Genomic DNA, 22560 nt, shown 5'->3' with positions numbered 1-22560 from the left:
TCGGACAAGATCAGTCCGATTGTAAGCTGAAGATGCGCCTGTCCAACCTTGCCGACTATGCCGTCGTGATCATGTCCGCCGCCGCGCGGGCAGGTGACGGTGCGTGCGTGTCGGCGACCTTGCTGTCGGCGAAGACGGGCGTGCCCCTGCCGACGACGCAGAAGCTGCTGGGCAAGCTGGCAGCGGCGGGGCTGTTCCGCTCGGCCCGAGGCGGCGGCGGCGGCTTCGTGCTGACCCGCCCGGCGGGTGAGATCAGCCTTGCCGATGTCGTGGAGGCGGTCGAGGGGCCGATCGCCATGACGTCATGCGTCGATGAAGCCCGGCACGACTGCGCGCTTGAAGGCGCGTGCCAGGTCCGCCCGCATTGGGGGCCGATGAACAATGCGATCCGGAGAGCCTTAGCTCAGGTGTCTCTCGCCGAACTCTCCTCTCCGTTCGCTTTGAGCGAAGTCGAGAAGCCGGTCTCAGAGCGGGTGGAGGCGCGTTTCTCGACTTCGCTCGAAACGAACGGAATACGGGTATGAACGTGCGAAACGCCGAAGCCCAAGAGGCTGCCGACCGCCTCTCCACCTATGAATGGGGCTTCACCTCCGACATCGAGCAGGACTTCGCGCCCAAGGGGCTGAGCGAGGATACCGTCCGCTTCATCTCGGCCAAGAAGAACGAGCCGGAATGGATGCTGGACTGGCGGCTGAAGGCCTTTCGCCTGTGGCAGACGATGACGCCGCCCGATTGGGCCAAGCTCAACGTGCCGCCGATCGATTATCAGGACGCCTATTATTACGCCGCGCCCAAGCAGAAGGCCGAGCTGAAGAGCCTGGACGAGGTCGATCCGGAGATCCTGCGCGTCTACGAAAAGCTCGGCATCCCGATCGAGGAGCAGAAGGTGCTCGCCGGCGTCGAGGGCGCGCGCAAGGTCGCGGTCGACGCGGTGTTCGACAGCGTCTCGGTCGCGACCACCTTCCGCAAGGAGCTGGAGGCCGCAGGCGTCATCTTCCGCTCCATCTCCGAAGCGATCCGTGAATATCCGGAGCTGGTGCGCAAGTGGCTCGGCAAGGTCGTGCCGATGCACGACAATTATTTCGCGACGCTCAACTGCGCGGTCTTCAGCGACGGCACCTTCGTCTACATTCCGGAGGGGGTGCGCTGCCCGATGGAGCTCAGCACCTATTTCCGCATCAATGCCGAGAATACCGGCCAGTTCGAACGCACGCTGATCGTCGCCGACAAGGGCTCGTATGTCTCGTACCTCGAAGGCTGCACCGCCCCGATGCGCGACGAGAACCAGCTGCACGCTGCCGTGGTGGAGCTGGTCGCGCTCGACGATGCCGAGATCAAATATTCGACCGTCCAGAATTGGTACCCGGGCGATGCCGAGGGCAAGGGCGGTATCTATAATTTCGTGACCAAGCGCGCGCTGTGCCAGGGCAAGAATTCGAAGGTCAGCTGGACGCAGGTCGAGACCGGCAGTGCGATCACCTGGAAATATCCGAGCTGCGTGCTGGCGGGCGAGAATTCGGTCGGCGAATTCTATTCGGTCGCGGTCACCAACAACCGCCAGCAGGCGGATACCGGCACCAAGATGATCCACCTCGGCAAGGGCAGCCGCTCGACGATCGTGTCGAAGGGGATCAGTGCGGGCCGCTCCGACAACACCTATCGCGGCCTGGTGCGCGTCGGCCCTACGGCGGAAGGCGTGCGCAACTTCACCCAATGCGACTCGCTGCTGCTCGGCGACCAGTGCGGCGCCCACACCGTGCCCTATATCGAAGTGAAGAACCCCAGCGCCCAGATCGAGCACGAGGCGACCACCAGCAAGATCAGCGACGACCAGCTCTTCTACGCGATGTCTCGCGGCCTGGGGCAGGAAGACGCCGTGGCGCTGATCGTCAACGGCTTCGCCAAGGAAGTGCTGCAGCAACTTCCGATGGAGTTCGCAGTCGAAGCGCAGAAGCTGCTGGGGATCAGCCTAGAGGGGAGCGTGGGGTGACGACTTTATTCACATTTTTGGTCTTTTTCATCGTTTTGCCACTTCTGCCTTTTTATGGCGCTGGCTGGCTCATGAAGGGTGCCGCTCCCGCCGTAGCAGCTTTGGTGCTCGTACTCATTGGTCGAGCATTGGGGTGGGGATCCGGATATTCCTTTTGGCTATTCCCGCTCCAATACGTCCTAGTGCTCGTGATCTACATGGCGGGCGGTGAGGCCAAAAAATCCTCCGGGGCGGAGAAATCGCAGGGCGACACGGAACCGTCAAATGCTCCAAATCAGTAACCTCCACGCCACTGTCGACGACAAGCCGATCCTGCGCGGGCTCGATCTTTCGATCGGGGCGGGCGAGGTGCATGCGATCATGGGGCCGAACGGGGCGGGCAAGTCGACGCTCGCCTATGTGCTCGGCGGGCGGCCAGGCTATGAGGTGACGGAGGGTTCGGTCTCTTTCACCCCGGCGTTCCCCGGCGAAAGCCGGGGCCCAGGAGTCGCCAGCTCCGAGGGTGACACCCTGGACCCCGGCTTTCGCCGGGGAACAGAAAAACTAGACCTCCTCGCCCTCGAACCCCACGAGCGCGCGGCCGCCGGCCTGTTCCTCGGCTTCCAATATCCCGTCGAGATCCCTGGCGTGTCCAACGTGCAGTTTCTGCGCACCGCCCTCAATGCCCAGCGCCGCGCACGGGGCGAGGCGGAGCTGTCGGCGGGCGATTTCCTCCGCCTTGCCCGCGCGCAGGCCGATGCGCTCGGCCTCGACATGGAGATGCTGAAGCGGCCGGTGAATGTCGGCTTTTCGGGCGGCGAGAAGAAGCGGAACGAGATGGTGCAGATGGGCATCATCGACCCAGCGCTCGCCATCCTCGACGAGACCGATTCCGGCCTCGACATCGACGCGCTGAAGGCGGTCGGCGAAGGCATCAACCGCATCATGCGCAAGCCGGACAAAGCGGTGCTGCTGATCACCCATTACCAGCGCCTGCTCGACTATGTGCGGCCGGATTTCGTGCACGTGCTGGCCGGCGGCCGCATCGTGCGCAGCGGCGGGCCGGACCTCGCGCTGGAGCTGGAACGCGAGGGTTACGGAGCGATGGCGGCGTGATGATCCAGCCTTATCTTCTGTGCTCCGGCGAAGGCCGGAGCGTTGCGATACAGGGCTCCGGCCTTCGCCGGAGCACAGAACAGGCGTGAGCGCCCTCGCCCTCCCCTCAAGCCGTGACGAAGCATGGCGCTGGGCCGATCTCTCCGCCTTGCCGGCGCTTATCGAGCGGCCATCGAGCGGCGCTGCTGGTGAACTGCCTGCAGCGCTCGGCGATGGCCCACGGCTGGTGTTCGTCGACGGGCGGCTGGATGCGGGTCGAAGCGACGTTGGTCCGGTGCAGATCGGCCAGGTCGATGCGCGCTCGGAGCACCCGCTCGCACGGCTGGCAAATGGCGCCGGCTGGACGCTGCGGCTCGACCGGGACGCAGCGGTGGGGCTGATTGAGATCGTTCATGTCGCGACCGGCGGCGCCAATCACCTACCGGCACTGATCGACCTTGGCGAAGATGCGGTCGCGACGATCGTCGAAACCTTTATCGGCGATGGCTGGGCGAACCGGCTGACGGCGATCCGCCTCGCCTCGTCGGCGCGGCTGATGCGCGCCGTGCGGCTGGCGCAAGAATCGGGCTTTCAGTCGTTGCGCGACGAAGCCGAAGTCGCGCGCGGCGCGAGCCTGGTCACGACCGTGCTTGCCGAAGGCGGCGCCGGCAGCCGGATCGACGGACATCTCCGCCTGACCGGCGAGGCGGCGTTCGCGGAGATGGGCGGCGCGCTGCTCACGCGTGGCGAGCAGCGGCACGAAGCGGCGGTGGTGGTGCGGCACGAGGCGGAGCATGGCATGAGCCGCCAGACCTGGCGCGCCGTGGCCGACGACACCGCCATGGCCAGCCTCTCCGCGCGGGTCGAGGTCGCGCGCGGGGCGCAGAAGACAGATGCGGAGCAGTCGCTGCGCGGCCTGCTGCTGAAGCGCGCCGCGACGGTGAACCTGAAGCCCGAACTGGAAATCTTCGCCGACGATGTGAAATGCGCGCACGGTGCCACGGTCGGCGAGCTGGACCGGAACGCGCTCTTCTACCTCGAGAGCCGCGGCGTGCAGCCGGACGAGGCGAAGGCGCTGTTGACGCGGGCTTTCGTAGCCGACGCTTTGGCACGGGTCGGGCAGGAGGAGGTGCGCGAGGCGTTCTTGGGCTTTGCCATCCAGTGGCTCACCCAAAACCCGTTTGCTTCGAGCGCAGTCGAGAAGCCCAGCTCGGGGCAGGTGGACACGCGTTTCTCGACTTCGCTCGAAACGAACGGAGAAGGGTGATGGCGACGATATTGGACATCCGCCCTCTCGACCTCGTCGCCGATTTCCCTGCCATCCCGGCCGGCTGGGCCTATCTCGACACCGCCGCCACAGCGCAGAAGCCGCAGGTCGTCATCGATGCGATCACCCGCGCCTATGGCACCACCTACGCCACCGTGCATCGGGGCGTGTACCAGCGGTCGGCGGATATGACGCTCGCCTATGAGGCGGCGCGGCAGCGGGTCGCGCGGTTCATCGGCGCCAAGGCGGACGAGATCGTGTTCGTGCGGGGGGCAACGGAGGGCATCAACCTCGTCGCGCATTGCTGGCCAGACAAGCGGCGCGTGCTGCTCAGCCAGCTCGAGCATCATTCCAACATCGTCCCCTGGCAGCTCGCTGGCTGGCAGATCGATGTCTGCCCGCTCACCCCCGATGGTCGCATCGACCTGGACGCCGCCGAGGCGATACTGACCCCCGACCACGCGATGGTCGCATTCGCCCATGTCTCGAACGTGCTCGGCTCGGTGCTCGACGCCAGGCGGGCGGCCGAACTGGCGCATCGCGTCGGCGCAAAATTGCTGCTCGATGGTTGCCAGGCGGTGCCGCGCCTGCCGGTCGACGTGCAGGCGCTCGACTGCGATTTCTACGTATTCTCCGGCCACAAGCTCTACGGGCCAACGGGAATCGGCGTGCTGTGGGGGCGTGGCGACCTGCTTGACGTCATGCCGCCGTTCATGGGCGGTGGCGCGATGATCGATCGGGTGACGTTCGAGCGCACGACCTATGCGCCGCCGCCCGCGCGGTTCGAGCCGGGCACGCCGCACATCACCGGCGCGCTCGGGCTGCACGCCGCCATCGACTATGTCGAGGCGATCGGACTGGAGGCGATCCACGCGCACGAGACCGCGCTCGTCAAGCTCGCCCGCGATCGGCTGTCGGCGATCAACTCGGTGCGGCTGTTCGGGCCGGAGGACTCGGCCGGCATCGTCAGCTTCGCCATCGAGGGGGTGCATCCGCACGACGTCGGCACCATATTGGACGAGGGGCAGGTCGCGATCCGCGCCGGCCACCACTGTGCGCAGCCGCTGATGGACGTGCTGGGCGTTCCTGCGACGGCCCGCGCGAGCTTCGGCGTCTATAACAGCGCGGCCGATGTCGAAGCGCTGGCGCGGGGCGTGGAACGCGTGACGAGGATTTTCGGATGAACGAACAGAGCCGGATCAGCGTGGAAGAAGTCGACGGCGTCGCGCCGCCGCCCAAGGCGCGCGTCGAGGATGCATCGCGCGAGAGCTTTGAGCGGAAGCGCGATTATCTCGCGGGCTTTCTTGCCGAGAAGCCCGAACAGCCGTCCGGCGAGGAGCCGGGCGGCGCGCTTTACGAAGCCGTCATCGAGGCGCTGAAAGAAATCTACGACCCGGAGATTCCGGTGAACATCTACGATCTGGGCCTGATCTATGGCGTCGAGATCAATGGTGGGCATGCCGTGGTGGCGATGACCCTGACCACGCCGCACTGTCCGGTCGCCGAATCGATGCCGGGCGAGGTCGAGCTGCGCGTCGGCGCCGTGCCAGGGATCGGGGACGCGGAAGTGAACCTCGTCTGGGACCCGCCTTGGGACCCCGCCAAGATGTCCGATGAGGCCAAGCTCGAACTCGGCATGTTATAAATATCTCCGTTCGTATCGAGCGAAGTCGAGATACGCTTCTCGACTACGCTCGAAGCGAACGGGAGAAGATAGGTCATTATGGCAACTGTCACCCGTGAACGCCCGAAGGCGCTGAACCTCACCCCCGCTGCCGAGGCGCGTATTGCAGCGCTGATGGCTCGCGCGCCTGAAGATGCGATCGGCGTCAAGCTGTCGACGCCGCGCCGCGGCTGCTCGGGCCTCGCCTATTCGGTCGACTATGTCACCGAAGCCAAGCCGCTGGACGAGCGGATCGAAACGCCGGGCGGCACGCTGTTCGTCGATGGCGGCTCGATCCTCTATCTGATCGGATCGACGATGGACTGGGTCGAGGATGATTTCACCGCCGGCTTCGTGTTCCAGAACCCGAACGCGAAGGGCAGCTGCGGCTGCGGCGAGAGCTTCACGGTCTAGCCGCCGAAACAAGTAGCGCGGGCAGCGGTTGGAGGCATAGGAGAGCCTATGCCCAAGCCGAAGCGCGTGCCTGGTCTGCCATCCCGCGAGCAGATCCTCGATTTCATCGCCACCTCGGACGCCCCTGCCGGCAAGCGGGAGATCGCGCGCGCCTTCGGCCTGCACGGCGCGGACAAGGTCGCGCTCAAGGCACTGCTCAAGGACATGGCCGATGAAGGGCTGATCGACAGTGCGCCCGGCCGCGCCTTCCACAAGATGGGCGGCATCCCCAAGGTCACGGTGCTGCGCATCGTCGATGTCGACGAGGACGGACAGGCCTGGGCGGTGCCGGAGCAGTGGCAGGCGGACGCGCCAGCGCCTAAGCTCCGCATCCGCGAACGCAAGAAGCAGTCGGCGCTCGGCGTCGGCGACCGCGTGCTCAGCCGCACCGAGGAGGCCGGCAAGGGCTGGATCGCGCATCCGATGAAGAAGCTCGCCCGCGGCGAGGAATTGATGCTCGGCGTGCTGCACAAGGAGGGCGAGCGCTGGTTCCTGCAGGGCGTGGAGAAGCGTGAGCGGCGCGACTTTCCCGTGTCGGATCATGGCGATGCAGCGGTCGGTGACCTGGTGCTGGCGGAGAAAACCGGTCGCCCGCCGCGGATCGCCGCGCGTGTCGTGGAGCGGCTGGGCGACCCGTTCGAGCCGCGCAGCTTCTCGCTCATCGCCATTCACCGCCACGGCATCCCGCACCTGTTCCGCGAAGACCTGCTCGAAGAGGCCGAGCGGATGGCAAAGCTGCCGCTCGGCCAGCGCGAGGATCTGCGGCACCTGCCGATCGTCGCCATCGATCCGGTCGATGCGCGCGATCATGACGACGCGGTCTGGGCCGAAGAGACGGAGCAGGGCTGGAACGCCATCGTCGCGATCGCGGACGTCAGCTTCTATGTGCGCCCCGGTTCGCAACTCGACCGCGAGGCGCGCAAGCGGGGCAACAGCGTCTATTTCCCCGATCGTGTCGTGCCGATGCTGCCGGAGACGCTTTCAGCCAATGTCTGTTCGCTGAAAGAGGGTGTCGATCGAGCTGCCCTCGCCTGCCACATGACGATCGGCAAGGACGGGCAGCTCAAGACCTGGCGCTTCACCCGGGCGGTCGTGCGGATCGCGAGGAACATCGCCTATGAGGATGCGCAGGCGGCAATCGACGACCTTGAGCCCCTCCCCTTCAGGGGAGGGGACGGGGGTGGGGGCGAGCGTCTGCTCGCCCAGAGGAGTCTGCCCCACCCCAACCCCTCCCCTGAAGGGGAGGGGCTCAGTTCGGAGCTCGTCCGATCCACCCTCGTCCCCCTCTGGGCGTGCTGGCGGGCCATGTACAAGGCGCGGGCGAAGCGGGAGCCGCTGGAGCTCGACCTGCCCGAGCGCCGCGTGGTGCTGGACGAGAAGGGCCGCATCATGTCGGTGGCGCCACGCGAGCGGCTCGATGCGCACAAGCTGATCGAGGATTACATGATTGCCGCCAATGTCGCCGCCGCCAAGGCGCTGGAGGCGAAGAAGGCGCCGGTCATGTACCGCGATCACGAGCCGCCGAGCCGCGAGAAACTGGTCGCGCTAAAGGATTATCTGAAGACCTTCGACCTGGAATTCGCCTTGGGCCAGGTCATCAAGCCAGGGACCTTCAATCGCATCATCGAACGCGTGGGCGATGCCGAGTTCCGGCCGCAGGTGATGGAGCAGATCCTCCGCACCCAGACGCAGGCCTATTACGGTCCGGAAAATGCCGGGCATTTCGGGCTGGCGCTCGGCTCCTACGCCCATTTCACCAGCCCGATCCGCCGCTATGCCGACCTGATCGTGCATCGCTCGCTGGTCGGCGCCTATGGCCTGGAACCCGAAGTGCGGCAGACGGCGCTGACCGCCGGCGAGAGCGAGGCGATGGACCTGATCGGCGAAGCGATCAGCCGCCTGGAGCGCCGGGCCATGGAAGCCGAGCGCGAGACGGTCGACCGCTATGTCGCCGCCTATCTGTCGGAGCGCGTCGGCGAGCTGGTCGAGACGCGGATCACCGGTGTGCAGCCCTTCGGCTTCTTCGCGACGGTGGAGGGATTGGGCGGCGACGGCCTGGTGCCGGTCTCGACGCTCGGCACCGAATATTTCCGCTACGACGAAGCGAGCCAGACACTCACCGGCGAAGACACCGAAACGCGTTTCGCGCCGGGTCAGCGGCTGACGCTGCGGCTCGCCGAGGCCAATCCGGTCACCGGCTCGCTGCGCTTCGAACTGGCGGAGGGTGGGACGAGTCGTCCGCAGCGCAGCCGAACCGATCGCACGCGGCCGATGAAGCGGCGCGGTCGTCCAGCGAACATACGTCACAAATCAAGGGCTTAGAGACTGTAACAAATCTCTTCTTTTCACATCTGTCACATCAGTGTCATGATCCTGCCACGAGGATGTCATGTGCAGGAGAGAACCATGAGCGGCTCGCGTAAAATGATGCTCGCCATGCTGGTTGCAGGCTTCGCCGCCACCCCTGGCGCGGCGCAGACACAGGAACAGCGCTACGGCTTCAACGCCATTCAGCGCGATGACCTGGCCGGCGCGGAAGCGCGGCTCGTCGCGCAGCGGGCGCAGGAGCCCTATGAACCGTCGGTGCTGATCAACCTGGCCCATGTCTATGCCAAGACCGGCCGCGCCGATCAGGCCGCCGCGCTCTACCGTCAGGTGATGGCGGGCGATAACGTGCTGATGTTGACCGGCAGCAATCACCAGGTCTGGTCGCACGATCTTGCGCAGCGAGGGCTCGAGCGCGCGCGGCAGATGGCCTCGCGCTGAGCCGATCTTCGGCGAATGGCTGACGCCGTTCGACGGGGGCGCTCACTTGTGGTCACCCGTCGAGCTAGACTGCGGGAATGGCGCCTGCCTCCGCCCTGCTCGCTGCTGCTGCCTGGACGCTGATCCCCGGCAGCTTTCCGGCTGGCAACGGGCCTGACGGCAACTCCATCCTGATCGACGCTCCGCAGGGCCTGGTGCTGGTCGACACCGGCCGTCACCCCGCACATCAGGACGAAATCATCGCCGCCGCCAAGGCGCGTGGACGTCCGATCGCCGCGATCGTCAACACCCACTGGCATCTCGATCACACCGGCGGCAACGCCGAGGTCCGTGCCGCCTATCCGGGCGTGCCCATCATCGGCAGTTCCGCGGTCGAAGGGGCGCTGAAAGGCTTCTTCCCGCGCAGCCGCACCGGTGCCGAAGCCTATCTCGCGAGCGGCAAGGCGCCGCCCGAGCAAGTCACCGAGATCAGGCGCGACATGGCTGCGATGGATGACCTCGCCAATCTCCGTCCCTCGCTGGTCGTGCGTGGAAGCGGACCGATGACAATCGCCGGCCGCCGCTTCGATGTGCATCTCGAACCCTATGCGGCCACGGCGGGCGACGTGTGGCTCTACGACCGTGCAGAGCGACTCGCGATCATCGGTGATCTGGTGGTGACGTTTGCGCCCTTCATGGACACCGCGTGTCCGGAAGGCTGGCGCAAGGCGCTCGGCAATATCGCCAAATTGCCGTTCCGCACGCTCGTCCCTGGCCATGGCGCACCTATGGATCGCGCGGCCTTCACCCGATGGCGGGCGGCGTTCGACAGGCTGCTCGACTGCACTGCGGGCTCGTCCGCGAAGGAGGTTTGCGTCGAAGGCTGGCTGCGTGATGCCGCGGAGTTCGTTCCGCAGGACGACCGGAAGCGGGTGCGCGGCATGATCGCTTATTACATCGACACCCGGCTGCGCGGGGCGCCGGACGAGAAGGCTCGCTACTGTCCCGGAGGGAGCGGCTGACTCTGTGCTTGCCAGTTGCGTTCAGAAACGCAATCTGACGGCAAACCGGAGTCGGGAGAGCGAAGCCATGATGAGCTATCTGCAGCATTATATCGACGGCAAATGGGTCGACAGCGACGGTGGCAGGCGCCACCAAGTCATCAATCCGGCGACCGAGGAGCCCTGCACCGAGATCACGCTCGGCAGCCAGGCCGATGCAGACAAGGCTGTTGCCGCCGCCCGCCGCGCCTTTGACAGCTTCTCGCAGACGAGCGTCGAAGAGCGGATCGCCCTGCTCGAGCGGATCATCGCTGCGTACAAGCCGCGCATTCCGGACCTCGCCCGCGCGATCTCGATCGAGATGGGTGCGCCGATGAGCCTGTCGATCGGCGCGCAGGCGCCGGCCGGCCTCGGCCACTTCATGTTCACGCTCCGCGCGCTGAAGGAGTTCAAGTTCGAGGAAGTGATCGGCTCGACCAAGGTGCTGCACGAGCCGATCGGGGTCGTCGCGATGATCACCCCCTGGAACTGGCCGATCAACCAGATCGCCGCCAAGGTCGCGCCCGCGCTCGCCGCCGGCAACACCATGGTGCTGAAGCCGTCCGAGGAAACGCCCGCCAATGCCGCGATCCTGGCGGAAATTCTGCACGAAGCGGGCGTGCCGGCGGGCGTGTTCAATCTGGTGCAGGGCGACGGACCGACCGTCGGCGCCACCCTTTCCGCGCATCCCGATGTCGACATGGTGAGCTTCACCGGTTCGACCCGCGCCGGCATCGCCATCGCCGCCGCCGCCGCCCCGACCGTCAAGCGCGTGCATCAGGAGCTCGGCGGCAAGGCGCCCAATCTGGTGCTGGAAGGCGCCGATCTGAACGCAGTGCTGCCGCCGACCGTCATGGGTGTGCTCGCCAATACCGGCCAGAGCTGCATCGCGCCGACGCGCGTGCTCGTCCACCAGAGCCAGGTCGAGGAGGCCGCGGGCTTCATCAAGGCGATGATGGAAGCAACGCCGGTCGGCGATCCACTCGCCGATGGCCAGCACATCGGCCCGGTCGTGAACCGCACCCAATGGGAGAAGATCCAGGGCCTGATCCAGAGCGCGATCGACGAAGGCGCGACCCTCGTCACCGGCGGCACCGGCCTGCCCGAAGGCGTCAATCGCGGCTTCTATATCCGGCCGACGCTGTTCCGTGACGTGACGCCGGACATGCGCATCGCCCAGGAGGAAGTGTTCGGCCCGGTCGCCACGATCATGACCTACAAGGATGAGGAAGATGGCATCCGCATCGCCAACGACACGGCCTATGGCCTGTCGGCAACGATCTCCGGCGATCCGGCGAAAGCGGCCAAGGTCGCGCGGCGGCTGCGCGCCGGCCTGGTCACGATCAACAGCTGGTCGCCCGATCCGGGCGCGCCGTTCGGCGGCTACAAACAGTCGGGCAATGGTCGTGAGAACGGCAAATACGGCCTGACCGACTTTATGGAAGTGAAGTCGGTGGTCGGCGAGCCCGCCTGATCCGCCTTCTTCGTTGCCGATGATCGTCGACATCCTCACGCCTCCGGCGCGCAATGCCTATGCGCCGGAGGCAGCCGAACAGGCCAAATCCTATATCGAGGCGTTCGCGGCCGCCGGGCTGGACCTGCGGCCGCGGCCCTGGCCCGAAGCCGGAGACCGGCCCGCCACCGCGCTGCTCGCCTGGGGCTATCACACCGCGCTCGATGAGTGGCTGGCCTTGCTCGATCGCTGGCCCGCCAAAATCCCCCTGTTCAACGCCGCCGCGCTGATGCGCTGGAACACGCGCAAGACCTATCTGGCCGAGCTGGAGCGCGCGGGCGTCCCGACCGTGCCCACCTGGTTCGGCGATGCCGACCAGGGGTCGGTCTCGACCGCCTTCGATCGGTTCGGTTGCGACGAACTGGTGGTGAAGCCGCAAGTGTCGGCCGGCAGCTATCTGACGCACCGGCTCACCCGCGCCGACGCTGCGCCGGCGCTGCCCGCCGCGATGGTGCAGCCCTTCCTTCCCGCCATCCAGACCGAGGGCGAATATTCGCTCTTCTATATCGGCGGCACCTTCAGCCATGCCATCCGCAAGGTGGCGCAAGGGAGCGACTTCCGCATCCAGCCCCAGTTCGGCGGCGTGAACACGCCATGGCAGCCGGACGATGAAGCCGTCGCGGTCGCCCAAGCCGCATTCGCCGCTGCTCCGGGCGAGCCGCTCTACGTCCGTATCGACCTGATCCGTCGCCTCGACGGCAAGCTGGCGTTGATCGAGCTCGAGGCGATCGAGCCCGATCTCTACATCCATCACGGCGACTGCGTGCCGCAACTCCTCGCCGCGGCCGTCACGCGGGCGCTGGCTGACCACGCGTCCTGAACAGCGACCAGCCAATCCCCGCCGCTAGGATCGCGAAGGTCACACCCAGCGAGACCGGCGGAGGGATCTTCGCCAGCCCCAGCGCATCGGCGACGAAGATCTTCGAGCCGATGAACACGAGCAGCACCGCGAGCGCATATTTGAGATAGTGGAAGCGGTGCACCATCGCCGCCAGCGCGAAATAGAGCGCCCTCAGACCCAGAATGGCGAAGATGTTCGACGTGTAGACGATGAACGGGTCGGTGGTGATCGCGAGAATGGCCGGAACGCTGTCGACCGCGAACACCAGGTCGACGAACTCGACCATGATGAGCGCGAGGAGGAGCGGGGTCAGGTAGAGCAGGCCGTCGCGGCGCACGAAGAATCGGTCGCCGTGCAGCTCCTCCGTCACGCGGAAGCGGCGGCGGACGAAACGCAGCACGGCGCTGTTGCCGATATCCACCGGCTTGTCGGCCGCGAACCACATCTTCGCGCCGGTGACGATCAGAAACGCGGCGAAGACGTAGAGGACCCAGCCGAACTGCTGAACCATCGTGGCTCCCAGGCCGATCATCACGGCGCGCAACACGATCACGCCGAGGATGCCCCAGAATAGCACGCGATGCTGATACTGCCGCGGCACGGCCAGGGTCGTGAAGATCATCGCGATGACGAAGACATTGTCCATCGCCAGGCTCTTTTCGATCACGAAGCCAGTCACATAGGCGAGGCCCGCCGCCTCTCCCAACGACCACCAGACCCAGCCGCCAAACGCCAGGCCAAGTCCGATATAGACGCCCGACATGGCCAAGCTCTCGGCCACGCCGATCTCGCGCTGCTTACGGTGGAGCACGCCGAGGTCGAGCGCGAGCAGCGCCACGACCAGGCCGATGAAGAACAACCACATCCAGGCCGGCTTGCCGAGCCAGTCCTGGGCAAGAACCTCGAACACTTGCTTCCTCTGCTTTCAGCTGAAAACGGAGCCGGGCGCATGGCCCGGCCCGTGACGGTCAGGCCCGGACCGGATTGCTAGCCAGGCGCGCGAGTTGGTCGCGCGCGGCGAGCCTGAACTTCTTCAACCGCGAAAGACGCGCCTGATCGGGAAACCGGCGGCGTGCTTCTTCGTCCACCGCGCGGTCGAGCCGCCGGTGCAACAGGGCAAGTCCATAAGCTTTCAAGGGTGACATAAGCTCCTCCAGTTCAGTGACTGCGAGGCGCTCTTTTCATGGTGGAGGAGGTTTGCTCCGCCGGACCCATTGCATCGAGCGCACTCGATGCGGTCCGACATCACGATCAGCTGATCGCCAGAGGGGCCCGGCCCGCACGTCGCATTCCTATGCCAGCGAAGCTGAAGCCGAAATGAACGATCAAATCTCGCTCGGCGCCTTGGTCACCATGGCCAGCGCGTGGACACGCTCGGCAAGCAGATCGGCCAGGGCGGCATTGACCATGCGCTGCCGGGCGACGCGGCTCTTGCCCTCGAACGCCTGGCTCACGACCAGCACTGAGAAATGGCTTTCGCCCCGCGAATCATGACCGGCATGGCCGCGATGCTTTTCGCTGTCGTCCACCACTTCGAGCCGCAGCGGCTGCAGCGCCTCGATCAATCTTTTCTCGATTTCGGCCGCAACCGGCCCCTTCGTCTTTGCGTCCATGCCCCCATATAGACCGCTTTGCCCGAGTGAGAATGCGCCCGTCCAAGGATCGTCCGAACACCCGCTTTCACGGGCGCGTCGAGAACGCGGCCGAAGCCTGTGCCGTGCCCGGCTGCCCCGAACCCGGCGAGTTCCGCGCGCCGCCTTCCGCCGATCTGCGTAGCGGCGACCGGCCGCCGGAGTGGCGCTGGCTGTGCCTGGACCATGTCCGCGAGTTCAACTCGGGTTATAATTTCTTCTCCGGCATGAGCACGGAGGAGATCGAAGCGGCGCAGCGACCCTATGCCGGCTGGGAGCGGGAGACCCGCGCCTTTGCCCATACCGGCGCCGACCGGCCGCCGCGCTGGGGCGACTTCGCCGATCCGCTCGACGCGATCGGCGCGCGCTTTCGCCAGGCGGCGCCCAAGCCGCGCGAGGACGGCAAGCCACTTTCCGGCGAGAATCGCCGCGACCTGGCGACGCTGGGGCTGGAGCCGGATGCCGACCGCAGGGCGCTGCGCCAGCGCTATACCGAGCTCGTCCGCCGCTACCATCCCGACCATAATGGCGGCGACCGTTCACACGAGACCAAGCTGCAGGGCGTCATTGCGGCCTATCAGCGGCTCCGGGGAGCGCCGGCCTTCGCCTAGACGGCAGTCTGCGGCGCTTCCGTGCGAATACCATGAAGCTGCGGCAAGGCGATCGCATAGGCGCCGAGCCCGAGCAGCACGAGCATGGTGACGAGGATGCCGATTCCGCGCAGTGCGCTACGCGCCGGCGGCTGCACGTCCATGCCGAATGCATGACCGATCCGTGCCAGCAGATAGATGGCGCCTACGGCCCACAACCAGAGACTCGTGCCGTCCGCCAGTTCGATCAGGCCGATCAGGATCAGCACGAACGGCGTATATTCGACGAAGTTTGCCTGCGCCCGCATGCGGCAGATGACGGCCGGATCGCCGCCATCGCCGATCGACACCTTCTGCGAGATGCGCTTCTGGCCGACCCGCCAGCCCAGCCAGATGTTGATCAGCGCAGCGGCCCCCGCCATCGTCAATGTAATCGGCAAGATCATATTGTCCCCTCCCCGGTTCTGAAGGTCAGGCTGGCACGCCGCGCGAGTGCTTGCAACCGCGCGCGAAATCGATATATGCGCCGCCTTCGCTCGCGATCAGTCCGTGGTCGGCGGCTCCATGCCGCAATGATGAGACGGCCCGCGTTTGTCAGACTAGAAGATTGGAACAGGTGCCGTCATGGCAGTGCCGAAGAGAAAGACCTCGCCCTCGAAGCGCAACATGCGTCGCAGCCACGATGCGCTGAAGGTCTCGAGCTATCAGGAATGCTCCAACTGCGGCGAGCTGAAGCAGCCGCACAATCTGTGCAATGCCTGCGGCCACTATAACGGCCGCGAGATCGTCTCGGTCGACGCCTGACCGCGCGGACGAAGCGCGGAGGACCAGCCCCGATGAACGCGACGCCGCGGATCGCCATCGATGCGATGGGCGGTGACGAGGGCGTGCCCGTCATTGCGGCAGGCGCTGCCTTGGCGCTTGCGGCCGATGCGAAGCTGAACTTCCTGCTCGTCGGCGATGAGGTGCGGATCGGCGCCGCGCTGGCGAAGGAACCGGCGCTGCGCGCCGCGTCCGAGATCCTGCATGCGCCGGAGACGATCGCCGGCACCGACAAGCCGACCCAGGCCATCCGCCGCGCGAAGACCACGTCCATGGGCATCGCGATCGAGGCGGTGAAGAAGGGCAAGGCGGACGCGGCGCTGTCGGCCGGCAACACCGGCGCGCTGATGGCCATGTCGAAGCTTGCGCTCCGCACCTTGCCCGGCATCGACCGGCCGGCGCTCGCCGCCCTGCTCCCCACCCTCGGCGACAATGATCTCGTCATGCTCGACCTCGGCGCGAACACCGAGTGCGACGCCAATAATCTGGTCGAGTTCGCCGTGATGGGCGCGGCCTATGCCCGGATCGTCATGGGGCTCGAGCGTCCTCGCGTTCGCCTCCTCAACATCGGTGAGGAAGAGCTGAAGGGCACCGATGAAGTGAAGGAGGCCGCCGCGCTGCTGCGCGAGGCCGACTATCTGCCTCTGTCCTTCGACGGCAATATCGAGGCGGATCGCATCGGCCGCGGCGAGGCCGACGTGATCGTCTCGGACGGGTTCACCGGCAACATTGCCTTGAAATCGGTCGAGGGCACCGCCCGTTTCATCACCGACCTGCTGCGCCGCGCCTTCACCAGCTCGCTGCGCTCAAAGGCCGGGTTCGTGCTGTCGCGCCCGGCCTTTCACATGCTGAAGACGCATCTCGACCCCAATAATCATAATGGCGCCGTCTTCCTGGGACTGAACGGCATCGTCGTGAAGAGCCATGGCGGAGCTGACGCCGGCGGCGTGGCAAATGCGATCGGCGTGGCGGCAAAGCTCGCCCGAGCCTCCATTACCCAGCGCATCGCGGAGGATCTGAGCCGCTTCCACGCCCATCATCCCGCACCGGTCGCTGCCAAGTGACGCGCCGCGCCGCCATTCTGGGCACCGGTTCGGCACTGCCCAAGCGGCGGGTCCCGAATGCCGAGCTGGCGGCACAAGTCGACACTTCGGACGAATGGATCGTCGAACGCACCGGCATCCGCTTCCGCTACATCGCCGGCGAGGACGAGACGACGGCCAGTCTCGCGACCGACGCGGCGCGCGTGGCGCTGGCTGCCGCCGGACTTGAGCCGCGCGATATCGACCTGATCGTGCTCGCCACCGCCACCCCCGATCAGACCTTTCCGTCCAGTGCGACCAAGGTGCAGGCGGCGCTCGGCATTCCCGATTGCGTGGCGTTCGACGTCGCGGCGGTCTGCTCCGGGTTCCTCTACGCCGTATCGGTCGCAGAAAGCATGATCCGCGCGCGCTCGGCGGAGACCGCACTGGTGATCGGCGCGGAAACCTTCAGCCGCATCCTCGACTGGGAGGACCGGGCGACCTGCGTGCTGTTCGGCGACGGCGCCGGAGCGATCGTGCTCGGCGCCGAAGAGAGCGACCGAGGCGTGCTGGCCACGCGCCTTCATGCCGATGGCAGCCACAATGAGCTGCTTTATGTCGATGGCGGTCCATCCACGACCGGCACCGTCGGCAAGCTGCGGATGAAGGGCCGGGAGGTCTTCCGCCACGCGGTGGTAAACCTGGCAGCGGTCATGAACGAGGCGCTCGACGCCGCCGGGCTGACCCCGGCGGAGGTCGACTGGGTCGTGCCGCATCAGGCCAATGCCCGCATTCTCGACGCCACCGCCAAGAAGCTCGGCCTGCCGCCGGAGAAGGTGGTGGTGACCGTAGATCAGCACGCCAACACCTCGGCCGCTTCGGTGCCGCTCGCGCTGGACACGGCCGTGCGAGACGGGCGCATCAAGGCTGGAGATGTCGTGGTTCTGGAAGCGATGGGAGGCGGTTTCACCTGGGGCGCGTCGGTTCTTCGCTTCTGAATATAACCTAGATTAATCCATCTGCCGCATCTTCATTGATTTCCCGCCCGAATTAAGGTTCGTTACCGGAGAAGCTGGAGTGGGGGACTCATATGGCTGACGCCGATCCGAAAATCCGCATCGATGCGGGCACACTGACCAGGGCGGACCTGGCCGAATCGCTGCACCGTCAGGTGGGCCTGTCGCGCGCCGAGTCGGCGAGCATCGTCGAGCGCGTCCTGGCACATATGTGCGAGGCTCTGGCCAAGGGCGAGAATGTCAAGATTTCCGGGTTCGGCAGCTTCGTGCTGCGCGACAAGGGCGAGCGCATCGGCCGCAATCCGAAGACCGGCGTCGAAGTGCCGATCGCGCCCCGTCGTGTGCTGACCTTCCGCGCCAGCCAGATGCTGCGCGACCGGATCGTGGCCGCGGGCTGACTTGGCGACCAAGTCTGGCTCTGCTTTCCGCACGATCGGAGAATTGGCCGAAGAGCTCGGCCTGCCGCAGCATATATTGCGCTATTGGGAGACGCGCTTTCCGCAACTGCGTCCGCTGCAGCGCGCCGGCAATCGCCGCTATTACCGGCCCGACGACGTCGCACTGGCGAAGCGCATCGACCGGCTGCTCAATCACGAAGGCTATACCATCAAGGGCGTGCAGAAGCTTTTGGCGGAAAAGGCGGCTGACGAGCAAAAAGTGGCACCAAACCCGGTCGCGCTGCCGCTCGCCGAACTGAAACGCATCCGCAACCTGCTTGCAGAGGCGCTGGAGCAGGACGCGGCCTAAGCCTGATCGGGCCCCAGCGCCGGGTCCAAGTCGCGCGGCCGGACAAAGCGTGTGAGCTTTGCCTTGCGTGCCGCCAGATCTTCCCACGGTTCCTCGATTGCCATGACGGCAAGGCTGGCGGTCGGGAATTTCTCTTCGAGCGCGTCGCGGAGTTCCTCGCCCTCGTCGGGCACCAGCAACAGGACCAGGTCTTCGAGCCCGGGATTATGGCCGACCAGCAGGATATTCTCGGCCTCGGACGGCGCGTCATTGATCAGGTCGAGCAGGGTCACGCAAGAAGCGAGGTAGACGCGGCGATCCCAGACGGGCTGTAGCGTCTTGCCATAGCCTTCCCAGAATCCGTCCAACGTTTCGACGCAGCGCACGGCGGGCGACGCAATGACGTGATCCCAGCCGAGGGCCTCGCGCCGGCAATATTCGCCCATGGTGCGGGCGGCGCGCAGGCCCTTCTGATTGACCGGCCGGTCGAAATCGCGCTGGACCGGATCGTCCCAGCTCGATTTCGCGTGGCGCAGCAGGGTGAGTGTTCTCATGTCCGCCCCGTCAGCTCATCCTCACGCGCCGCATGCCCCGTTTTGGTGACGGATGAAAGACGCGATCGTATCCGCTCCACGGCTTCCGCCAGTGTCACCCGATGCACGGGCGTGCCGGCCGGGAAAGCGGTGAGCAGGCGGCTCGGGCAGGCGCTCGACAGCAGCACGAAGCTGCCGCGGTCGCCTTCGCGCCTGATCAGCCGGCCGAACGCCTGGGCCAGGCGCGCGCGCACCTGCCGGTCCTCATAGCCGGAACCGCCGCCAGCCAGCTTGCGCGCGGCGTGCAGCACCGTGGGCTTGGACCAGGGGACGCCTTCCATGACCACCAGCCGCAGCGAATGGCCGGGCACATCGACGCCATCGCGCAAGGCATCGGTGCCGAGCAGCGACGCGTGTGGGTCGTCCCGGAAAATGTCCACCAAAGTACCGGTGTCGATCGGATCGACATGCTGGGCGTAGAGCGGCAGCCCATCGCGGGCGAGGCGATCGGCGATGCGGGCATGGACCGCGCGCAGGCGGCGGATCGCCGTGAACAGGCCGAGCGCACCGCCGCCCGAGGCAGCGATCAGGCTGGCATAGGCCCCCGCCAATCCAGGCAGGTCGCCCCTCCTGACATCGGTGACGATCAGCACTTCGGCCTGGGACGGATAGTCGAACGGGCTCGGCGCCTCGAAGCGGAGCGGTGATCGCGGCAGGTGATGCGCGCCCGATCGCGCCTCGGCGGAGGCCCAGTCGCCATTGGCCAGCGTCGCCGACGTGACGATCACGCCATGCGCCGGCTTCAGCACCAATTCCGCCAACGGCCGGGTCGGATCGAGCCAATGGCGGTGCAGGCCGACGTCATATTCCCTGCCCTCGGCCCGGGCGACGGCGAGCCAGTCGACAAAGTCCGGGTCGGCCGGCCCGCCGATGCGGCCCAGCAGCGAGATCCAGGCGGCGATCGTGTCCAGTCGCCAGCCCAGGCTCATCACCGCGCCTTCGATCCGGGCGCGCGCCTGACCGTCGAGCCAGTCGGGCGTGTCGGTCAGCACCGCTTCCAATCGCCGCCCGAGCTGGACGAGCGGACGGTGCAGCGCCTCCAGCGCAGCGGCGGCGTTCGCGGCGGCTTCGACCAGCGGGCCGTCGGGGTCGACGAGCTCCGTCTCCAGGCCGTAGCCGGCGTCCTCGCCCTGGCCGCGGGCATAGACCGTCCCCCGCACCGCCGCGAGCAAGGCCTCGACCGCGCCAAAGGGCTGGCCCTCCCCGATCCGCTGCAGCCAGCCGTCCGAAGGCAGCGCCTGTGCGGCGACCGACGCGGCAGCGATCGCCTGCCCGCCTTCCTCATCATAGCTGGCGACATCCGACAGTCGCGCCGCGAGTCCCCGCCGCCGTCCGCGCGAACTTCCTTCCGGTCCGGTGACCCAGCGGCGCAATTCGATCGTTTCCTGCCCCGTCAGCGCGGCCGAAAACATCGAATCCGCCGCTTCGAACAGGTGATGACCCTCGTCGAACACGATCCGGGTCGGGCGATTGGCGACTTCCCGCCCACGCGCCGCATTGACCATCACGAGCGCGTGATTGGCGACGACGAGTTCGGCATCGGCGCTTGCCCGCGACGCGCGTTCGATGAAGCATTTGCGATAATGCGGGCAGCCGGCGAACACGCATTCGCCGCGCCGGTCGGTGAGCGCGGTCGAGCCGTTGCGGCGGAACAGGGTCGGCAGCCAGCCCGGCAGATCGCCGCCGATCATGTCGCCGTCCCTGGAATAGGCCGCCCAGCGCGCCACCAGCTGCGCCAGGGTCGCGGCGCGGCCCTGAAAGCCGCCCTGCAGCGCATCTTCCAGATTCAGCAGGCAGAGATAGTTCTCGCGACCCTTGCGCACGACCATCTTCTCGCGGCGGGCGCGGCGATCGGGGAAGAGCTTTTCGCCTTCGCGATCGAGCTGCCGCTGCAGCGCCTTGGTGTAGGTGGAAATCCAGACGGCGCCGTCCGCCTCCCGCGCCCACAGCGAGGCCGGCGCGAGATAGCCCAGCGTCTTGCCGATGCCGGTTCCCGCCTCGGCGAGCAGCATGGCCGGCCCGTCTTTCGAGGCGCGTGGCCCGAAGGCCGCGGCCGCGGCTTCGGCATAGGCGCGCTGGCCGGGGCGCTCCTCGGCACCGTGTCCGGTCAGTTCGGCAAGGCGATCAACCGCAGCGCCGGGCGGAACATGGATGGTGCGGGGCGCGGCGCGCGGCGGCTTCTCCTCCCACTCCGGCAGCCGCGCGAACAGCCAGCGCTCCTGCCGCTCGGGCCGGGCAATGCGCTGGGCGACCGCTGCCGACCACGGCCAGCGCAAGCGCCCGAGCGACTGGGCCGACGTCCAGGCACCCTCCCGCTCGTGCCAGTCCGCTCCCTCCGTCCGCGCCAGCAGGGTCGCCGTGGCACGCAGCAGGAACGGCGCCGCGGCTGCGTCATCCTCCGGCGGTGCCAGTCCCAGCACGCGCGCCAGGCCTTTCGGCGTCGGCACCGCGAAGCGAGCGGGATGCACGAACGCGAACAGCTCCAGCAGGTCGAGCCCCGAAAGCTCCGGATAGCCGAGCCGCGCGGCGACGAGCGGCGCATTGAGCAGGATCACCGGCGTTTCGGACGCCAGCGCGATCGCTTCGCCCCGCCCGACCGCGCGCGCCTCTCCACCGGGCACGGCGATCCAGATGCCGGCATGGCTGGCGTGGAGCGCAGGGTAGGGGAGAGGCGTCACATGCCCGATCTGGGGCATGCAGAACAGATTGGCAACGCCCTAGCGGGCCAACATCGGCCCCAAGGGACGGCCGCCGAAAATATGGACGTGCAGATGCGGCACTTCCTGATGGCCATTGACGCCCACATTGGCGAGCAGCCGGTAACCGGGCTCGACCAGCCCGGCGTCGCGTGCGACCTGTCCGACCGCACGCACGAAGCCGGCCATCTCCGCCTCGCTGCCGCGCTCCGAGAAATCGTCCCACGACACATAGGCGCCCTTCGGAATCACCAGGATGTGATCCGGCGCCTGCGGGTTGATGTCGTGAAAGGCCAGCGCATGCGCATCCTCATAGACCTTCCGACACGGGATCTCGCCCCGCAGGATCCGGGCAAAGACATTACTGTCATCATAGGGCGCACGCGCGTCGATCGGCATATCAGCTCCGCGAGTTGAGCAGGCGGCGGAGATAGTGGCGGCGGAGCAGCCTGTCGACGCTGTCGTCGGCGGTCGCCTGCTTGTCGCTGGCGTCGGAGACTTCACGCTCCAGCGCGTCACGGATTTGGGCGATCTCGTTGTCGGTCAGATGCTCGATGCCGATGAACTGTTCGCGCGCGCTGTCGATCGAGCGGATCAGTTCGTCGAGCTTTGCCTGCATCGCGCCGGCGTCGCGGTTCTGGCTGTTTTGGATCAGGAACACCATCAGGAAGGTGACGATCGTCGTGATCGTGTTCACCAGCAGCTGCCAGGTGTCGGAAAAGTTGAAATAGGGCCCGGTCACCGCCCACACCAGGATCAGGAACATGCACAGCACGAATGTCTGCGGCTGACCCGAAATGGTGGCGATCCGGGTCGCCAAGCGCGTGAAGAAACGGTCCATCATTACGCCCGTCCGGTCGTTACGGGCGCTTAACGCA

The 22560-nt window shown here is 66.6% G+C and carries 27 protein-coding genes; 19 read left to right on the top strand and 8 right to left on the bottom strand.

The window, feature by feature from the left end; genetic code table 11:
• The first annotated feature begins 32 nt into the window (after positions 1-32).
• From HJG53_RS10585 to HJG53_RS10525, 13 genes are all read left to right on the top strand, one after another.
• Positions 33-524: an Rrf2 family transcriptional regulator gene (locus HJG53_RS10585; RefSeq protein ID WP_171130302.1), complete on the top strand. Its 492-nt coding sequence runs from the start codon at positions 33-35 to the stop codon at positions 522-524.
• Positions 521-1990 (top strand): Fe-S cluster assembly protein SufB, encoded by a 1470-nt coding sequence (gene sufB / locus HJG53_RS10580; protein WP_171130300.1) that lies wholly within the window; start codon positions 521-523, stop codon positions 1988-1990. Before HJG53_RS10585 ends, sufB begins: the two co-directional genes overlap by 4 nt.
• The gene (locus tag HJG53_RS10575) at positions 1987-2271 is read left to right on the top strand and encodes a hypothetical protein (RefSeq protein WP_171130298.1); all 285 of its coding nucleotides are present in this window, start codon (positions 1987-1989) and stop codon (positions 2269-2271) included. Before sufB ends, HJG53_RS10575 begins: the two co-directional genes overlap by 4 nt.
• Positions 2255-3085, top strand: coding sequence for a Fe-S cluster assembly ATPase SufC (gene sufC, locus HJG53_RS10570; protein WP_171130296.1), 831 nt, complete (start codon positions 2255-2257; stop codon positions 3083-3085). The genes HJG53_RS10575 and sufC overlap by 17 nt, the downstream gene beginning before the upstream one ends.
• Before the next feature lie 85 nt (positions 3086-3170).
• Positions 3171-4331: a SufD family Fe-S cluster assembly protein gene (locus HJG53_RS10565; RefSeq protein ID WP_368039564.1), complete on the top strand. Its 1161-nt coding sequence runs from the start codon at positions 3171-3173 to the stop codon at positions 4329-4331.
• Positions 4331-5515: a cysteine desulfurase gene (locus HJG53_RS10560; RefSeq protein ID WP_171130292.1), complete on the top strand. Its 1185-nt coding sequence runs from the start codon at positions 4331-4333 to the stop codon at positions 5513-5515. The genes HJG53_RS10565 and HJG53_RS10560 overlap by 1 nt, the downstream gene beginning before the upstream one ends.
• Complete coding sequence (locus HJG53_RS10555) at positions 5512-5976, top strand: SUF system Fe-S cluster assembly protein (RefSeq protein ID WP_171130290.1); 465 nt, start codon at positions 5512-5514, stop codon at positions 5974-5976. Before HJG53_RS10560 ends, HJG53_RS10555 begins: the two co-directional genes overlap by 4 nt.
• 78 nt (positions 5977-6054) lie before the next feature.
• A complete protein-coding gene (locus HJG53_RS10550; protein ID WP_171130288.1) occupies positions 6055-6408 on the top strand; it encodes an iron-sulfur cluster assembly accessory protein in 354 nt (117 codons plus the stop codon).
• 48 nt (positions 6409-6456) lie between these two features.
• Positions 6457-8769, top strand: a complete 2313-nt coding sequence (locus tag HJG53_RS10545; protein WP_171130286.1) for a ribonuclease R family protein — start codon at positions 6457-6459, stop codon at positions 8767-8769.
• Between the two features lie 84 nt (positions 8770-8853).
• The gene (locus HJG53_RS10540) at positions 8854-9213 is read left to right on the top strand and encodes a tetratricopeptide repeat protein (protein ID WP_171130284.1); all 360 of its coding nucleotides are present in this window, start codon (positions 8854-8856) and stop codon (positions 9211-9213) included.
• A gap of 77 nt (positions 9214-9290) precedes the next feature.
• The gene (locus HJG53_RS10535) at positions 9291-10214 is read left to right on the top strand and encodes an MBL fold metallo-hydrolase (protein ID WP_171130282.1); all 924 of its coding nucleotides are present in this window, start codon (positions 9291-9293) and stop codon (positions 10212-10214) included.
• A gap of 67 nt (positions 10215-10281) precedes the next feature.
• Positions 10282-11706: an aldehyde dehydrogenase family protein gene (locus HJG53_RS10530; protein ID WP_171130280.1), complete on the top strand. Its 1425-nt coding sequence runs from the start codon at positions 10282-10284 to the stop codon at positions 11704-11706.
• Between the two features lie 19 nt (positions 11707-11725).
• Positions 11726-12565, top strand: a complete 840-nt coding sequence (locus tag HJG53_RS10525; RefSeq protein ID WP_171130278.1) for a RimK family alpha-L-glutamate ligase — start codon at positions 11726-11728, stop codon at positions 12563-12565.
• On the opposite strand, the gene HJG53_RS10520 is transcribed toward HJG53_RS10525, so the two are convergent.
• The 3 genes from HJG53_RS10520 to HJG53_RS10510 all read right to left on the bottom strand — a co-directional run bounded on the left by HJG53_RS10520 (position 12534) and on the right by HJG53_RS10510 (position 14199).
• The gene (locus HJG53_RS10520; RefSeq protein ID WP_171130725.1) at positions 12534-13451 is read right to left on the bottom strand and encodes a TerC family protein; all 918 of its coding nucleotides are present in this window, start codon (positions 13449-13451) and stop codon (positions 12534-12536) included. The genes HJG53_RS10525 and HJG53_RS10520 overlap by 32 nt on opposite strands.
• 103 nt (positions 13452-13554) lie before the next feature.
• Positions 13555-13731, bottom strand: a complete 177-nt coding sequence (locus HJG53_RS10515) for a YdcH family protein (protein WP_171130276.1) — start codon at positions 13729-13731, stop codon at positions 13555-13557.
• Positions 13732-13911: 180 nt separating this feature from the next.
• The gene (locus tag HJG53_RS10510) at positions 13912-14199 is read right to left on the bottom strand and encodes a BolA family transcriptional regulator (RefSeq protein ID WP_171130274.1); all 288 of its coding nucleotides are present in this window, start codon (positions 14197-14199) and stop codon (positions 13912-13914) included.
• Positions 14200-14231: 32 nt separating this feature from the next.
• Here HJG53_RS10510 and HJG53_RS10505 point away from each other — a divergent pair, with 32 nt between their 5' ends.
• Positions 14232-14828 carry a J domain-containing protein gene (locus tag HJG53_RS10505; RefSeq protein ID WP_171130272.1) on the top strand — a complete coding sequence of 199 codons (597 nt, stop codon included), beginning with the start codon at positions 14232-14234 and terminating at the stop codon, positions 14826-14828.
• Here the strand turns inward: HJG53_RS10505 and HJG53_RS10500 are convergent.
• Positions 14825-15253: an MAPEG family protein gene (locus HJG53_RS10500; RefSeq protein ID WP_171130270.1), complete on the bottom strand. Its 429-nt coding sequence runs from the start codon at positions 15251-15253 to the stop codon at positions 14825-14827. The two genes, HJG53_RS10505 and HJG53_RS10500, sit on opposite strands and share 4 nt — an antisense overlap.
• 178 nt (positions 15254-15431) lie before the next feature.
• Here HJG53_RS10500 and rpmF point away from each other — a divergent pair, with 178 nt between their 5' ends.
• From rpmF to HJG53_RS10475, 5 genes are all read left to right on the top strand, one after another.
• Positions 15432-15611 (top strand): 50S ribosomal protein L32, encoded by a 180-nt coding sequence (gene rpmF / locus HJG53_RS10495; RefSeq protein WP_171130268.1) that lies wholly within the window; start codon positions 15432-15434, stop codon positions 15609-15611.
• Positions 15612-15643: 32 nt separating this feature from the next.
• Positions 15644-16693: a phosphate acyltransferase PlsX gene (gene plsX, locus HJG53_RS10490; protein ID WP_171130266.1), complete on the top strand. Its 1050-nt coding sequence runs from the start codon at positions 15644-15646 to the stop codon at positions 16691-16693.
• Positions 16690-17649, top strand: coding sequence for a beta-ketoacyl-ACP synthase III (locus tag HJG53_RS10485; RefSeq protein ID WP_171130264.1), 960 nt, complete (start codon positions 16690-16692; stop codon positions 17647-17649). Before plsX ends, HJG53_RS10485 begins: the two co-directional genes overlap by 4 nt.
• Positions 17650-17741: 92 nt before the next feature.
• A complete protein-coding gene (locus tag HJG53_RS10480; protein WP_171130263.1) occupies positions 17742-18065 on the top strand; it encodes an integration host factor subunit alpha in 324 nt (107 codons plus the stop codon).
• Position 18066: 1 nt separating this feature from the next.
• On the top strand, positions 18067-18414 hold the full coding sequence (locus HJG53_RS10475; RefSeq protein ID WP_171130261.1) for a MerR family transcriptional regulator: 348 nt from the start codon (positions 18067-18069) through the stop codon (positions 18412-18414).
• Here the strand turns inward: HJG53_RS10475 and HJG53_RS10470 are convergent.
• Genes HJG53_RS10470 through HJG53_RS10455 form a run of 4 tightly spaced genes read right to left on the bottom strand, consistent with a single transcriptional unit; the run spans position 18411 to position 22523 of the window.
• Positions 18411-18947 carry a histidine phosphatase family protein gene (locus tag HJG53_RS10470; RefSeq protein WP_171130259.1) on the bottom strand — a complete coding sequence of 179 codons (537 nt, stop codon included), beginning with the start codon at positions 18945-18947 and terminating at the stop codon, positions 18411-18413. The genes HJG53_RS10475 and HJG53_RS10470 overlap by 4 nt on opposite strands.
• Positions 18944-21682 carry an ATP-dependent DNA helicase gene (locus HJG53_RS10465; RefSeq protein ID WP_171130257.1) on the bottom strand — a complete coding sequence of 913 codons (2739 nt, stop codon included), beginning with the start codon at positions 21680-21682 and terminating at the stop codon, positions 18944-18946. Before HJG53_RS10465 ends, HJG53_RS10470 begins: the two co-directional genes overlap by 4 nt.
• A gap of 21 nt (positions 21683-21703) precedes the next feature.
• Entirely contained in the window at positions 21704-22081 is a 378-nt protein-coding gene (locus tag HJG53_RS10460) for a histidine triad nucleotide-binding protein (RefSeq protein ID WP_171130254.1), read from the bottom strand.
• A 1-nt stretch (position 22082) separates the two neighbouring features.
• Positions 22083-22523 carry a low affinity iron permease family protein gene (locus HJG53_RS10455; RefSeq protein WP_171130723.1) on the bottom strand — a complete coding sequence of 147 codons (441 nt, stop codon included), beginning with the start codon at positions 22521-22523 and terminating at the stop codon, positions 22083-22085.
• Positions 22524-22560 lie beyond the last annotated feature (37 nt).

This window comes from Sphingomonas sp. ID1715 (assembly GCF_013044515.1).
Lineage (GTDB): Bacteria > Pseudomonadota > Alphaproteobacteria > Sphingomonadales > Sphingomonadaceae > Sphingomonas_B.
Note: the sequence above shows the minus strand (reverse complement) of the source record. Positions and strands in the feature narration are given on the sequence as shown.